Source organism: Arthrobacter sp. 2RAF22 (assembly GCF_052115325.1).
Classification (GTDB): domain Bacteria; phylum Actinomycetota; class Actinomycetes; order Actinomycetales; family Micrococcaceae; genus Arthrobacter.
Genome location: NZ_JBFRGL010000001.1, coordinates 17,365 through 30,544 on the forward strand (window position 1 = coordinate 17,365; position 13,180 = coordinate 30,544).

A 13,180-nucleotide genomic window follows, 5' to 3' on the forward strand; every position below is an offset into this window, starting at 1 on the left:
ATTTCGGACCAAGCCATTGTAGGCAGACCGGCCAATGATATGTGGCCGATGTGAAGTGCGGCACACTTTTCTAGCTCAAACGGTGAGGATGCTAGTCCTCCAGATCCACTTCACGAACCATGTCGGCGCCGATGCCGGCCTTGATGGCTTCAAGGACCTGCTGCGGCACCGAAGTGTCGATCGTGAGCAGCGCCAGGACCTGGCCGCCTTCGCTCTGGCGGGCCACCTGCATGCCACCGATATTGATGTTGTTCATGCCCAGGATGTGGCCGATGGTGCCGATGACACCGGGACGGTCCGCGTAGGAAACAACCACGAGGTGCTCGCTGATCGGGATTTCGACGTCGTAACCGTTGACGCCCACGAGCTTCTGGACCTGCTTGGGTCCGGTGAGCGTTCCGGCCACGGAAATCTGCGATCCGTCGCTGAGTGCCCCGCGGATGGTCAGGACGTTGCGGTAGTCCTCGGCTTCCGGCGTCGTGATCAGGCGGGTGTTGATGCCGCGCTGCTCGGCGATGACGGGTGCGTTGACGTAGGAGACCTGCTCGGTCACGACGTCGGCGAACACGCCCTTGAGCGCCGCCAGTTCGAGGACCTTCACGTCCAGGCTGGAGATTTCGCCCGCGACCTCGACGTCGATCTGCGTCAGGGATGCGTGGGTCAGGGCCGTGAAGATCCGGCCGAGCTTCTCGATCAGCGGGATTCCGGGGCGGACGTCGGAAGCGATCACGCCACCGGCCACGTTGACTGCATCCGGGACGAGTTCGCCGGCGAGGGCGAGGCGCACGGACTTCGCCACGGAGACGCCGGCTTTTTCCTGGGCTTCGTCCGTGGAGGCACCCAGGTGGGGCGTCACGATGACATTGTCCATGCCGAAGAACGGAAGGTCGGTGCTCGGCTCCTTGACGAAAACGTCGATGCCGGCGCCGGCGATCTGGCCGTCTTCCAAAGCCTCGTGGAGGGCTTCTTCGTCGATCAGGCCGCCGCGGGCGACGTTGACAACGTAGGCCGTTTCCTTCATCTTCTTGAAGGCATCGGCGCCCAGCATGCCCACCGTTTCCGGGGTTTTGGGCATGTGGATGGTGATGAAGTCGGACTTCTCCAGCAGTTCGTCCAGGGTGACGAGCTTGACGCCGAGCTGAGCGGCGCGCGCGGAGGTGATGTAGGGGTCGTAGGCGAGGATCTCGGTCTCGAAGCCCTGCAGGCGGGCGGCCACGAGCGCTCCGATGCGTCCGAGGCCGATGATGCCGATCTTCTTCTCGAAGAGTTCGATGCCCGTGTACTTGGAGCGCTTCCACTCGCCGCCCTTCAGGGCGGAACTGGCCTGGGGGATGTGGCGGGCAAGGCTGAGGATGTGGCCGACCGTCAGCTCGGCAGCGGACACAATGTTCGACGTCGGGGCGTTGACCACCATGACGCCGGCCTGGGTAGCGGCCTTGATGTCCACGTTGTCCAGGCCGACGCCGGCACGCGCGATGATTTTGAGGTTCTTGGCTGCGGCAATTGCCTCGGCGTCCACCTGGGTGGCTGAACGCACGAGGATGGCGTCGACGTCGACGATTGCGGAGAGCAGCTGGGAGCGGTCCGCGCCGTCGGTTTGGCGGATCTCGAAGTCCGGACCAAGGGCCTCGATCGTGGCGGGCGAAAGTTCCTCAGCGAGGAGTACTACTGGCTTGGTGCTAGTCACCGGTGACCTCTTTAGCTCTCTTTTTCAGGTGGGGTTTTGGTGAAACGATTCTTTGACGACGAAGGCCGGACCCGGTATACTGGGTCCGGCCTCCATGCCGGGCGGCTTCATTTCGAGCCTATCCCGAACGGCGTTCTGTGTTGAATTGCTACGGCTCCTGCCGCGGCTTCAACGGGTGCCTTGACTAGCGGGCCGCGGAGCCTTCGACGTAGTCCTCGTCCTGCTGCTGCCAGGAGAACAAGGAACGCAGCTCGCGGCCGACCCCCTCGATCGGGTGCTGCTCTGCCTTGGCACGCAGCTCCTTGAACTCGACTGCGCCGTTGTCCTGGTCGTCGATGAAACGCTTGGCGAAGGCACCGGACTGGATGTCCGCGAGGACACCGGCCATGTTTTCCTTGACGCGGGGGTCGATGACGCGCGGGCCGGAGACGTAGTCGCCGTACTCTGCGGTGTCGGAAACGCTCCAGCGCTGCTTGGCGATGCCGCCCTCCCACATGAGGTCAACGATGAGCTTGAGCTCATGAAGAACCTCGAAGTAGGCGATCTGCGGCTGGTAGCCGGCTTCGGTCAGGGTCTCGAAGCCGTACTGGATCAGCTGGGAGACGCCGCCGCAGAGGACAGCCTGCTCGCCGAAGAGGTCGGTTTCGGTCTCTTCGGTGAAGGTGGTCTTGATGACGCCGGCGCGGGTGCCGCCGATCGCCTTCGCGTAGGACTTGGCCAGTTCCCAAGCGGAACCGGAAGCGTCCTGCTCTACGGCGATGATGTCCGGGATACCGCGTCCGGCTTCGAACTCGCGGCGCACGGTGTGGCCCGGAGCCTTCGGGGCGATCAGGATGACGTCAACGCCCTCGGGCGCCTCGATGTAGCCGAAGCGGATGTTGAAGCCGTGGGCGAAGGCAAGGGCCTTGCCGGCGGTCAACTTGTCCTTGATGGAGTCGTTGTAGATCGCGCGCTGGTGCTGGTCCGGTGCCAGGATCATGATGACGTCGGCCCATTCGGCGGCGTCGGCAACGTTCTTGACCGTGAAGCCTGCGTCCTCGGCCTTTGCGATCGACTTCGAGCCTTCCTTGAGCGCGATGACAACCTCGACGCCGGAGTCGCGCAGGTTCAGCGCGTGGGCGTGGCCCTGGGAACCGTAGCCGACAATGGCAACCTTGCGACCCTGGATGATCGACAGGTCTGCGTCGTCGTCGTAGAACATTTCAGTCACTTGCGTAACTCCTCTTGAGTGGTTTTGTAGATATTGTCTGTGGTTCGGTATCGGGCTACTACGCGGTACTAGGACAGTGCCTAAGCGCTGCGCAACGCCCTGTCACTCATGGAGCGGGATCCCCGCCCGACGGCCAAGGTGCCGGACTGCACTATTTCGCGGATGCCGAACGGCTCGAGCACTGAAAGCAGCGCTGCAAGCTTTTCCGGGGTACCGGTTGCCTCGATGACCACCGAGTCTGTGGAAACGTCAACCACTGAGGCACGGAACAAGTCTGCAGCTTGGGTGACCTGCAGGCGTGTCGCGGCATCCGCACGTACCTTGACCAGGATGTGGTCACGTTGCACGGAAGATTCTGAAGTCAGCTCCACAATCTTGATCACGTTGATCAGTTTGTTGAGCTGTTTGGTGACCTGCTCGATGAGGTCGCCATCGGCGTCGACGACGACGGTCATCCGGGAAATCCCGGAGACCTCGGTGGGGCCGACGGCCAGGGAGTTGATGTTGAAGGCCCGCCGGGCGAAGAGGCTGGCCACGCGGGTCAGCACGCCGGGCTTGTCTTCGACCAGAACGGACAATGTGTGGCGGCTCATGGCTAGTCCTCCTCTTCCCATTCCGGGGTCATGTTGCGGGCAACCTGGATCTGGTCGTTAGAGACTCCGGAGGGGACCATCGGCCACACCATGGAGTTCGGGCTGACCACAAAGTCGATGACCACGGGACGGTCATTGATTTCCAAGGCCTTCTGGATGGTGGCGTCAATGTCCTCGTCCCGCTCGCAGCGGAACGCGGCACAGCCGTAGGCGTCCGCCAGCTTGACGAAGTCCGGGATACGGACGGTGTCGTGGCCGGTGTTCAGGTCGGTGTTGGAGTAGCGGCCTTCATAGAAGAGGGTCTGCCACTGGCGCACCATGCCCAGCGAGGAGTTGTTGATGATTGCAACCTTGATGGGAATCTTGTTGATGGCGCAGGTGGCCAGTTCCTGGTTGGTCATCTGGAAGCAGCCGTCGCCGTCGATCGCCCAGACCACGCGGTCGGGTTCGCCGACCTTGGCGCCCATGGCTGCCGGCACGGCATAACCCATGGTCCCGGCCCCACCCGAGTTGAGCCAGGCGTGGGGACGCTCGTACTTGATGAACTGGGCGGCCCACATCTGGTGCTGGCCAACGCCTGCAACGTAGATGCCTTCCGGACCCGTGAGCGCACCAATGCGTTCGATGACCCGCTGGGGGGCGCTGAGTCCGTCTTCCGGCTCGGTCCAGCCAAGGGGGTAGGTGTCCCGGAGGTTGTTGAGGAACGCCCACCAACCGTCGAGGTCCGGGGTGCCGGATTGCTCGAAAGCGTTGCGGACAGCCTCGCTCAGTTCCGGAATGATCTCCTTGACGGAGCCCACGATCGGAACGTCGGCCGTACGGTTCTTGGAGATCTCCGCGGGGTCGATGTCCGCGTGGATGATCTTTGCGTGCGGAGCGAACGTGCTGAGCACACCCGTCACGCGGTCATCGAAGCGCGCACCAAGGGTGATCAACAGATCGGACTGCTGCAGTGCGGTAACCGCGGAAACCGTGCCGTGCATGCCGGGCATGCCGACGTGCAGGGGGTGGGAATCCGGGAACGCGCCGCGGGCCATGAGCGTTGTCACCACGGGAGCGCCGGTGAGTTCCGCGAGCTCGCGCAGTTCGGCCGATGCGTGGGCCTTGACCACTCCGCCGCCGACATACAGGACAGGCTTGCTTGCCGCAGCGATCAGCCGGGCGGCTTCGCGGACCTGCTTGTTGTGCCCGCGGACCACCGGACGATAACCCGGCAAATCGATCTTGGGCGGCCAGGAGAAGGTCATGGTGCCCTGCTGGGCATTTTTGGCGATATCCACCAATACGGGACCGGGACGACCGGTGCTCGCAAGGTAGAAAGCCTCGGCCATGACGTGCGGAATGTCATTGGGATCCGTCACCAGGAAGGAATGCTTGGTGATCGGCATGGTGATGCCGACGATGTCCGCTTCCTGGAAGGCATCAGTGCCGATGACGGAAGCCGATACCTGGCCGGTAATGGCCACGAGGGGCACGGAGTCCATGTGGGCATCCATGATGGCGGTAACGAGGTTGGTGGCACCGGGGCCCGAGGTGGCGATGCAGACGCCGACCCGTCCGGTAACCATGGCGTAGCCTTGCGCTGCGTGGCCGGCTCCCTGTTCGTGACGGACCAGGACGTGATTCATCTTGGAGGCCATCAAAGGGTCATAGGTGGGGAGGATCGCGCCACCGGGCAAACCAAAAATATCGTCCACGCCGAGTTCTTCGAGCGAGCGGACAATAGCTTCCGAGCCGGTCATCACCGTTGGGGGTACAACGTTGTTCGGCCCGAGTACAGGAGAGAGAGTTGCAGCATTGTCGACGACGGCGTCAGCCGGACGGTCGACCTTTTCCGGAGCCTTGGGGGCTCCAGCGGACTTTGCAGCCATCAGCGAGGGGCTGATCGGCGATCCTTTGCTCATCGGACTCTTCCTTTGGGGATCTTCAATTAGTGAAAGTTACTGCGTGGGTACTGCGTTCATGCTGGTTCTTGCTCAATGCGCCGTCCCCTGCGGGAAATAAAAAAACCCCTCAGCCTTGCGGCTCTTCGAGGGGTTGCGCGTGACGGTTCGTTACCAGTCGGGCTAGGAGGCCACGCGCTTGGTAAGTACGACAGTGCCCACGGTGGCGCCGACAGTAACGAATGCGATCATGCGTTCAGTGTTCCCTCTTAGTGAGATAGGTGTCAAACGATGAAGATGTCATCTCACTATGTGGACCTCATTGTCCACGGACTGGTCCTACCCCACCCTCCGGCGTGAACGCCGTCCGGCCGGGACCCCTCGGACCAGCCCTTATTAAGCCCTGCCGCCTCCAGCGGCCTTGTCACCGCTGGAGGCACGGGGTACTTAGCTTCAGCCGCAGTAGGCGCCTGTGGAGGCGCTGTGCACCAGCTTGGCGTACTTCGCGAGGACGCCCTTGGTGAACTTGGCCGGGAGGGGCTCCCAGCCAATCTTGCGGGACTCGAGCTCGGCTTCGTCCACCAGGAGGTCGAACGAACGGGCAGCGATGTCCACGCGGATCTTGTCGCCGTCCTTGACGAAGGCGATGGGTCCGCCGTCGACGGCTTCAGGCGCAACGTGCCCGATGCAGAGGCCGGTGGTACCGCCCGAGAAGCGGCCGTCGGTCAGCAGGAGCACGTCCTTGCCAAGGCCCGCGCCCTTGATGGCGCCGGTGATGGCGAGCATCTCACGCATGCCCGGGCCGCCCTTGGGACCTTCGTAACGGATCACGACGACGTCCCCGGCCTTGATCTCGCCCTTGTCCAAGGCGTCGAGCGCACCCTGCTCGCGCTCGAACACGCGGGCGGTTCCTTCGAAGACGTCGGCGTCGAAGCCGGCGCTCTTCACGACGGCACCTTCCGGGGCCATGGAACCGTGCAGGATGGTGATGCCGCCGGTCTTGTGGATCGGGTTGTCCAGGGCGCGCAGGATCTTGCCGTCGAGGTCCGGCGGGTTGATGGAGGCCAGGTTTTCGGCAAGGGTCTTGCCCGTGACCGTCAGGCAGTCGCCGTGCAGCAGGCCGGCGTCGAGCAGCGCCTTCATAATGACCGGCACGCCGCCGATCTTGTCGACGTCGGTCATGACGTAGCGGCCGAAGGGCTTGAGGTCGCCCAGGTGCGGGATCTTGTCGCCGATGCGGTTGAAGTCGTCCAGGGTCAGTTCGACCTCGGCTTCCCGGGCGATCGCGAGCAGGTGCAGGACGGCGTTGGTGGAGCCGCCGAAGGCCATGGTGACGGCGATGGCGTTCTCGAACGCCTTCTTGGTCATGATGTCCCGCGCGGTAATGCCGAGGCGAAGCAGGTTGACCACTGCCTCGCCGGACTTGCGGGCAAAGTCATCACGACGGCGGTCTGCCGAGGGCGGGGCAGCCGAGCCCGGCAGGGACATGCCGAGGGCTTCACCGATGCACGCCATGGTGTTGGCCGTGTACATACCGCCGCAGGCGCCTTCACCAGGACAGATCGCGCGTTCGATGCGGTCCAGGTCGCCCTTGCTCATCTTGCCTGCAGCGCAGGCGCCCACGGCTTCGAAGGCGTCAATGAGGGTGACTTCCTTCTCCGATCCGTCCTCAAGCTTGACCCAGCCCGGCATGATGGAACCGGCGTAGAGGAAGACGCTGGCGAGGTCCAGGCGGGCGGCTGCCATCAGCATGCCCGGGAGGGATTTGTCGCAGCCGGCCAGCAAAACGGAGCCGTCGATGCGCTCGGCCTGCATGACCGTTTCAACGGAGTCGGCAATGACTTCGCGCGAAACAAGGGAAAAGTGCATGCCCTCGTGGCCCATGGAAATGCCGTCCGAAACGGAAATGGTGCCGAACTGCATGGGGAAACCACCGCCGGCGTGAACGCCTTCCTTGGCGCCTTGGGCGAGCCGGTTCAGCGAGAGGTTGCAGGGGGTAATTTCGTTCCACGAGCTCGCGACGCCGATCTGGGGCTTGGCGAAGTCATCATCGCCCATGCCTACGGCCCGGAACATGCCTCGCGCGGGGGCGGCATGGATGCCGTCCGTTACGACCCGGCTGCGTGGCTTGATGTCCGGCTGGTTGTCTGTCGCAATTGGGGTGTGGTCACTCATGGGCACGAGTCTATGACTCTTGGGCTGTGGCCAACGAACATGATCGGCGGGTTAAGGCGAATTTGGCACTATTTCAGCCAATATTTCATTCAAATAATGGACAGTCGTCTCGCTATGTGAGACATGGGTCTCATTGTCGGCTGCTGGCCTATCCGACAGGATCGCTGATGCGCTGAAGGGCCGCGAATCGATTGACTAACCTAGACAGCCCCGTGACACGGACGTAACGTCAAATCACGACAGCTGCGCCACTCGAACAGACATGCGCCAATTGAACAGACAGAAGGGCTCCTCCCATGGATTGGTTGATCTGGGTCATCGTCATCGTGTTGATCGTCGCGATTGTTTGGTGGCTCCTGAGCCGCAATAGCGCGAAGTCTTCTTCGGGCTCCGGGGCTTCGCCGTCGCAGGCCGCCTCGTCACCACAAATGGACGTCACAGCAGCCGCATTGACAGGCTCCGCCCCCTTGGTCGCCGCAACCGCGACCGCAGATCAAGAGCTAGCCGAGTCGCGCGCAGCCGCACCCGAGCCGGAGCCGGAAGCCGAAACTGAGGCAGGCGGCGTCGACGTCGACGACTGGGAGCGCCCCGGCCCTCCCCTCGAAACCGGCATGGCCGCCCCGGAAGAAGAATCGTCAGCGGCCGGCCCCTCGGTGGTGGAGCCCGTGTTCGAGGAGCCCACGCTCTCGGAACCCGTACTGTCCGAGGACGCGGTTTCCGAGGCTACGGCCTCAGAGACCGCCGCACCGCTGGCTGCCGAGCCGGAACTTGAAGGGGGCGTGACGGCCGACGACGTTACCGCGGCCGACGCCGGGCCGTCCGTTCCCGCGGCTGCCGGCGTTCCGGCGTCGTCGGGCTCGGAACCAGCCACCCCCGAACAGTTGGCCGACAGCGCCGAATGGGAAGCGACCTGGAGCGAAGGCAGCGCACCAGTGGCTCCCGCCCCGATCCACCACCGCGAATACACGGACGCCCATGCACCGACGCTTCCCGGCGCGGAATCCGCCGCGGCGGAGGCAGTCGACACTGCAGCCGAAGGGGCGCAGGAAGACCGGGCCGAAAATCCCGACGCGGCACCTTCGCCGGTTGAGTCAACCACCGTGGCCCAGGATTCCGCAGCCGCATCGCCGCTGGGCGGGCATCTCGCAGCCGAGCAGCCGTATGGCGAAGGCTCCGCCGCGGCCGACGCTGACGGGAGTGGCCCTGATGGCTACACCGTCAAAGGCAACGCGGACACCATGACCTATCACGATGAAGACAGCCCGTCGTACGACGAGGTCAAGGCCGACGTCTGGTTTATTTCCAGCGCCCACGCCGAGGCAGCAGGCTTCCGACCTCCTCGCAGGAACCGCCGCTGAGAGCCCCAAGGAGCTGACCCAGGGCGGCAAGCAGCCCTGCAACCAGGACCCAAGCAATGAACCAGGCAAAGGCGGGATCCGGGAGCCTCTTCCGGTCCCGCCTTGGGCTCGTCCGGGCTCCCGTAGCGGTGGCCTGCCTCGTGGCCCTGTTGCTGAGCGCCTGTACAGGGAGTGCCCCCGGACCGGGGCCTACCCAAGGCAACGGACCCGAGTTGATTCGGAAGCTTGACCTGAATCTGACAATTCCGTGGTCGATCGTGTTCCTCGACGACGGTACTGCCGTCATCTCCGAACGCGACACCAAGCTGATCAAATCGGTCCGGAACGATCGGGCCACGACGGTAGGCGAGGTTCCCGGCGTCGTACCCGGGGGCGAAGGCGGGCCACAAGTGACCGGTGCGCCCGGCCGCGCCGGTTACATCGACGCCAAGGTGGTCTGGCCGTCGACGGCGGATGCCTCACCGAGCGGTCTGGAAATCGTGAACGGAACGGCGTTCACGTGCGCGCTGCGCGGTCAGCGTTTGTGGACCGTACCGCTGCGCGGAGAAACGGCGGGGAATCCCGTGGCGTACCTCACGGCCCAGTACGGACGGCTGAGGGACGTTTCGCTAGCGCCGGACGGCACACTGTGGGTCCTCAGCAACAACCAAAACCCCGACTTTGCACTGCTCCTGAAGCCTCCCCGCCAGTGACGCGCAGGAGGCCCGGGCCGATTTCACACTTCGGCAAGTGTCGTGTAGAGTTACATGTCGTTGCGGAGATCAACGAGGGAAGAAAAGCCCTCAGCCGATCGAAATCGACAAATGCACCTCTAGCTCAATTGGCAGAGCAATTGACTCTTAATCAATGGGTTCCGGGTTCAAGTCCCGGGGGGTGCACCAAAGGGAAGGACCCTTGAGCGGCAGTAGCCGCTCAAGGGTTATTTCTTTGCGTTGCGAGCAACAAACAATTGCACCTCTAGCTCAATTGGCAGAGCAATTGACTCTTAATCAATGGGTTCCGGGTTCAAGTCCCGGGGGGTGCACCAAAGGGAAGATCCCTGGATGGCTGAATGGCCGTCCAGGGATCTTTTTTATTTTCCCCCGGACTCGGCCCGGAGCCGGTTCCGCCCGGACCTGCGGAGGCCTAGTTGGAGGGCTCGCCCGGCGCCACACCTGAATCCGCTGCGGCCACAATGTCGTTCACGACTGCCGAGGAATGATTGTTTGCCAGTTCGCGTACAAGCGACTGGAGCTCCCGCCGCAGTTTGGCGGTGTCCACGGGCACGGGTGCAAGCACTTCGCGTTCCAGCTGCGTGGCGAGTCCGAGGGTGCGCTCCCCCGCCTCGGTCAAACTGACCACTTGGCTACGGCGGTCGGACACGCTGCGTGCACGGCTGACGTGGCCGTGCGCCTCCAGCCTGGTGAGCGTCTTCCCCATTGTCTGCGCCTGAACCCGGACGATCTGTGCGAGCATCGACTGGGTGGTCGGTCCGTTGACGGCAAGTACTTCCATGACAATGACCCCGGCATGGGTCAGGTCCATACCGCGCAGTTTCTCGTTCCAGGCATGCTCCACGAGTCGCGCGGCCGTGGAGAGCAGGCGCCCAGTGGGCCACCGTTCCATATCAGGCATAAGGGCCAGTATATAGACCGCTGCGCGCGGAGCAGGACCGGGGTTCAATTCGTGAAGCGGCCAGCCGATCACTAAGCTGAGTGATCGCGAACGCTAGCAAGGAGCACAAATGGCTGAACGACTCATTCCAGGCGACATTGCCCCGGACTTCACCCTCAAGGACCACGCGGGCCGCGAGGTCAGCCTGGCGTCGCACCGTGGCCGCAATACAGTCATCTACTTCTACCCCGCGGCTTCCACCCCGGCATGCGCCAAGCAGGCCTGCGACTTCCGCGATTCCCTCGCAACCCTCCAGGCCGCCGGTTACGAGGTTCTTGGCATCTCTCCGGACACCGTGAAGGATCTGGAGAAGTTTGTGGCCGAAGAATCATTGACCTTTCCACTGCTGTCCGACGAGGGGCACCACGTGGCTGAGGCCTATGCGGCGTGGGGCGAAAAGAAGAACTACGGGCGCACCTACCAAGGGCTGATCCGCTCAACGATCGTGGTGGACCCCGACGGCAAGGTGGCCTTGGCCCAGTACAACGTGCGGGCCACCGGCCATGTCGCCAAACTCCGCAGGGACCTCAAACTCGACAAGTAGCCACCGCATCGCCGCATAGGCGCGGCTGGAATGGGTGGCGCGAAACCGTGGGTACAATGGAGGCCGGTAGAAGACCGCGGCGGGAATCCCTGAATCCCGGTCCGGAGACCAACACCAGCGCGAGTGGTGAAATTGGCAGACACGCAGGATTTAGGTTCCTGTGCCTTCGGGCGTGGGGGTTCAAGTCCCCCCTTGCGCACATTCAGGAAGTGCCCCGGTCCTTGGCCGGGGCMCTTCCAGTTTCCAGCCGGGACTCAGGGCCCTGAACTAGACTGGACCGCGGTCCGGCTGCCGCGGGCCCCAAGCCCGTCCAACTGCCTTGAGGGGACAAGAGTGGTAAGCAGCAAGCTTCGCCGAGTCACGCTACAAATCGGCGCAGGCCTTCTGGCCCTGGCCTTGACCTCGTGCACGGTAAGTCCTGGACCGGCACCGTCAGCCTCGGCCGCGGGCAGCACCAAGGCAGAGCCGAGCAAGACCTTCAACTTCGGCACCCCGTCGATGCCGCTTGGGCTCGATCCCGCCGTGACGAACGACTCCGAGTCCTATCGCGTGACCCGGCAAGTGATGGAAGGCCTTGTGGGGGTCGACGCGTCCACCGGCCAACCAACTCCCCTGCTTGCCACCTCTTGGTCACAAGGGAACGACGGACTCAGCTACGACTTCACGTTGCGGTCGAAAGTCACCTTCCACGATGGCACCGTCTTTGACGCCGCCGCCGTCTGCAGCAACTTCAACCGTTGGTTCAATTTCCCGGCGACCGTGCGTCAGCAGGCACCGGGCATTGCATTCAAGAGCGTCTTCAAATCCTTCGCGGACGACGCTTCGCTTTCGCTCTTCAAGAACTGCAAGGTCATCTCCCCCGATCACGTCCAAATCAACCTGGCCAAGCCCTTCACAGGCTTCCTTCAGGCTTTGACCCTGCCGGCGTTCGCGATGTCCTCCCCGAAAGCAATGGCCGACGGCAAGGCCGACGTCCTGGACAAGAAGCTGTCAGGCCAGCCGGCGTCAGCCTATGCCTCCCACCCCGTGGGCACGGGACCTTACGTTTTCTCCTTCTGGAGCCAGGACCGCATTACGCTGACCAGCTACAAGGGCTACTGGGGCGACCGGGGAGAGATAGCCGCGGTCAACTTCATTCCGTTCGACTATCCGCAGGCCCGCCTCCAGGCCTTGCTCGCTGGAACCATCGACGGATACGACCTTGTTACCGCCGGCACCTTTGACCAACTGGTCAAGAAGGGCATGCAAATCGTCCAACGGGATCCGTTCTCCGTGATGTACCTGGGGATGAACGAGTCCGTGGCGCCCCTCCAGAACCTTGGCGTGCGGCAGGCAATAGAGATGGCCATCGACAAAGACACCCTTATCCACAAGTTCTTCATCGACAACACCTCACCTGCGACCCAGTTTGTTCCCCCCAAGCTGAGCGGCTTCAACAACAACGCACCGTCCTTGGGATACGACCCGGACAAGGCCAAGCAACTCCTCGCCAAGTCGGGCTACAAAGGCGAGGAGCTCAAGTTCTACTACCCACTCAATGTCACGCGCGCCTACCTTCCCACTCCGGAGAAGATCTACGCGGAGATCAGCGCGGAGCTCACCGCCATCGGACTGAACATCAAGCCGGTGCCCGTGAACTGGGACGACGGCTACCTCCAGAAGGTCCAATCACCCGGTGACCATGCGCTGCATTTGCTCGGCTGGAATGGCGCCTACTCGGACCCGGACAACTTCGTTGGAACCCTCTTCGGTGAAAACAACGGTGAGTTCGGCTACAGCGATCCCCAAGTCTTCTCAAAGATCGACCGGGCCCGGGGACTCCCCGACGGCGCTGACCGCAACTCGCAGTACCAGACCATCAATGCGCAGATCGCTGCCACCGTCCCGGCGGTACCCATCGCCTTCCCGATCTCGGCTTTGGCCCTTTCCGACCGCGTCGAGAAGTACCCGGCATCGCCTGTCTTAAACGAAGTTTTTACAAACGTTCGCCTGAAGTCTTGACGTCCCGCCGCAATTTCAGTTATGTGCCCACGCGGGGATATTCTGTGACAGCCAGTGCCGCCGCTATCGGAGATAG

At 63.1% G+C, this 13,180-nt stretch carries 10 protein-coding genes and 3 tRNA genes; 7 read left to right on the forward strand and 6 right to left on the reverse strand.

Annotation, left to right across the window (positions count from 1 at the left end; all coding sequences use genetic code 11):
* Positions 1 to 91 precede the first annotated feature (91 nt).
* From serA to ilvD, 5 genes are all read right to left on the reverse strand, one after another.
* A complete protein-coding gene (serA, locus tag AB4068_RS00075; protein WP_284751161.1) occupies positions 92 to 1,687 on the reverse strand; it encodes a phosphoglycerate dehydrogenase in 1,596 nt (531 codons plus the stop codon).
* A gap of 184 nt (positions 1,688 to 1,871) precedes the next feature.
* Positions 1,872 to 2,897: a ketol-acid reductoisomerase gene (ilvC, locus tag AB4068_RS00080; RefSeq protein ID WP_078108575.1), complete on the reverse strand. Its 1,026-nt coding sequence runs from the start codon at positions 2,895 to 2,897 to the stop codon at positions 1,872 to 1,874.
* Positions 2,898 to 2,977: 80 nt separating this feature from the next.
* A complete protein-coding gene (gene ilvN / locus AB4068_RS00085; RefSeq protein ID WP_028264679.1) occupies positions 2,978 to 3,490 on the reverse strand; it encodes an acetolactate synthase small subunit in 513 nt (170 codons plus the stop codon).
* A 2-nt stretch (positions 3,491 to 3,492) separates the two neighbouring features.
* Positions 3,493 to 5,394: an acetolactate synthase large subunit gene (locus tag AB4068_RS00090; protein ID WP_284988363.1), complete on the reverse strand. Its 1,902-nt coding sequence runs from the start codon at positions 5,392 to 5,394 to the stop codon at positions 3,493 to 3,495.
* Positions 5,395 to 5,826: 432 nt separating this feature from the next.
* On the reverse strand, positions 5,827 to 7,548 hold the full coding sequence (ilvD, locus tag AB4068_RS00095; protein ID WP_284751164.1) for a dihydroxy-acid dehydratase: 1,722 nt from the start codon (positions 7,546 to 7,548) through the stop codon (positions 5,827 to 5,829).
* Positions 7,549 to 7,844: 296 nt separating this feature from the next.
* Between ilvD and AB4068_RS00100 the strand changes: the two genes are divergently transcribed.
* The 4 genes from AB4068_RS00100 (at position 7,845) to AB4068_RS00115 (ending at position 9,933) form a co-directional block, all read left to right on the forward strand.
* Positions 7,845 to 8,906, forward strand: coding sequence for a sunset domain-containing protein (locus tag AB4068_RS00100; RefSeq protein ID WP_284988364.1), 1,062 nt, complete (start codon positions 7,845 to 7,847; stop codon positions 8,904 to 8,906).
* Positions 8,907 to 8,962: 56 nt separating this feature from the next.
* Entirely contained in the window at positions 8,963 to 9,598 is a 636-nt protein-coding gene (locus AB4068_RS00105) for a PQQ-dependent sugar dehydrogenase (RefSeq protein ID WP_441432405.1), read from the forward strand.
* Positions 9,599 to 9,711: 113 nt separating this feature from the next.
* Positions 9,712 to 9,787: transfer RNA gene (locus AB4068_RS00110), tRNA-Lys, on the forward strand.
* A gap of 70 nt (positions 9,788 to 9,857) precedes the next feature.
* Positions 9,858 to 9,933: transfer RNA gene (locus tag AB4068_RS00115), tRNA-Lys, on the forward strand.
* A 98-nt stretch (positions 9,934 to 10,031) separates the two neighbouring features.
* Here the strand turns inward: AB4068_RS00115 and AB4068_RS00120 are convergent.
* Positions 10,032 to 10,520 (reverse strand): MarR family winged helix-turn-helix transcriptional regulator, encoded by a 489-nt coding sequence (locus AB4068_RS00120; RefSeq protein WP_306960850.1) that lies wholly within the window; start codon positions 10,518 to 10,520, stop codon positions 10,032 to 10,034.
* 109 nt (positions 10,521 to 10,629) lie between these two features.
* Between AB4068_RS00120 and bcp the strand changes: the two genes are divergently transcribed.
* The 3 genes from bcp (at position 10,630) to AB4068_RS00135 (ending at position 13,104) form a co-directional block, all read left to right on the forward strand.
* Positions 10,630 to 11,103: a thioredoxin-dependent thiol peroxidase gene (gene bcp / locus AB4068_RS00125; protein ID WP_284988366.1), complete on the forward strand. Its 474-nt coding sequence runs from the start codon at positions 10,630 to 10,632 to the stop codon at positions 11,101 to 11,103.
* Between the two features lie 117 nt (positions 11,104 to 11,220).
* Positions 11,221 to 11,302, forward strand: a tRNA-Leu gene (locus AB4068_RS00130).
* Positions 11,303 to 11,436: 134 nt separating this feature from the next.
* Positions 11,437 to 13,104 (forward strand): ABC transporter substrate-binding protein, encoded by a 1,668-nt coding sequence (locus tag AB4068_RS00135; protein ID WP_441432406.1) that lies wholly within the window; start codon positions 11,437 to 11,439, stop codon positions 13,102 to 13,104.
* The last annotated feature ends 76 nt before the right edge of the window (positions 13,105 to 13,180 follow it).

Bases quoted from the DNA above. Each gene is read 5' to 3' on its own strand.
- ilvN (WP_028264679.1), bottom strand. From the start codon at position 3,490: ATGAGCCGCCACACATTGTCCGTTCTGGTCGAAGACAAGCCCGGCGTG.
- AB4068_RS00100 (WP_284988364.1), top strand. From the start codon at position 7,845: ATGGATTGGTTGATCTGGGTCATCGTCATCGTGTTGATCGTCGCGATT.
- ilvD (WP_284751164.1), bottom strand. From the start codon at position 7,548: ATGAGTGACCACACCCCAATTGCGACAGACAACCAGCCGGACATCAAG.
- AB4068_RS00105 (WP_441432405.1), top strand. From the start codon at position 8,963: ATGAACCAGGCAAAGGCGGGATCCGGGAGCCTCTTCCGGTCCCGCCTT.
- bcp (WP_284988366.1), top strand. From the start codon at position 10,630: ATGGCTGAACGACTCATTCCAGGCGACATTGCCCCGGACTTCACCCTC.
- AB4068_RS00120 (WP_306960850.1), bottom strand. From the start codon at position 10,520: ATGCCTGATATGGAACGGTGGCCCACTGGGCGCCTGCTCTCCACGGCC.
- AB4068_RS00090 (WP_284988363.1), bottom strand. From the start codon at position 5,394: ATGAGCAAAGGATCGCCGATCAGCCCCTCGCTGATGGCTGCAAAGTCC.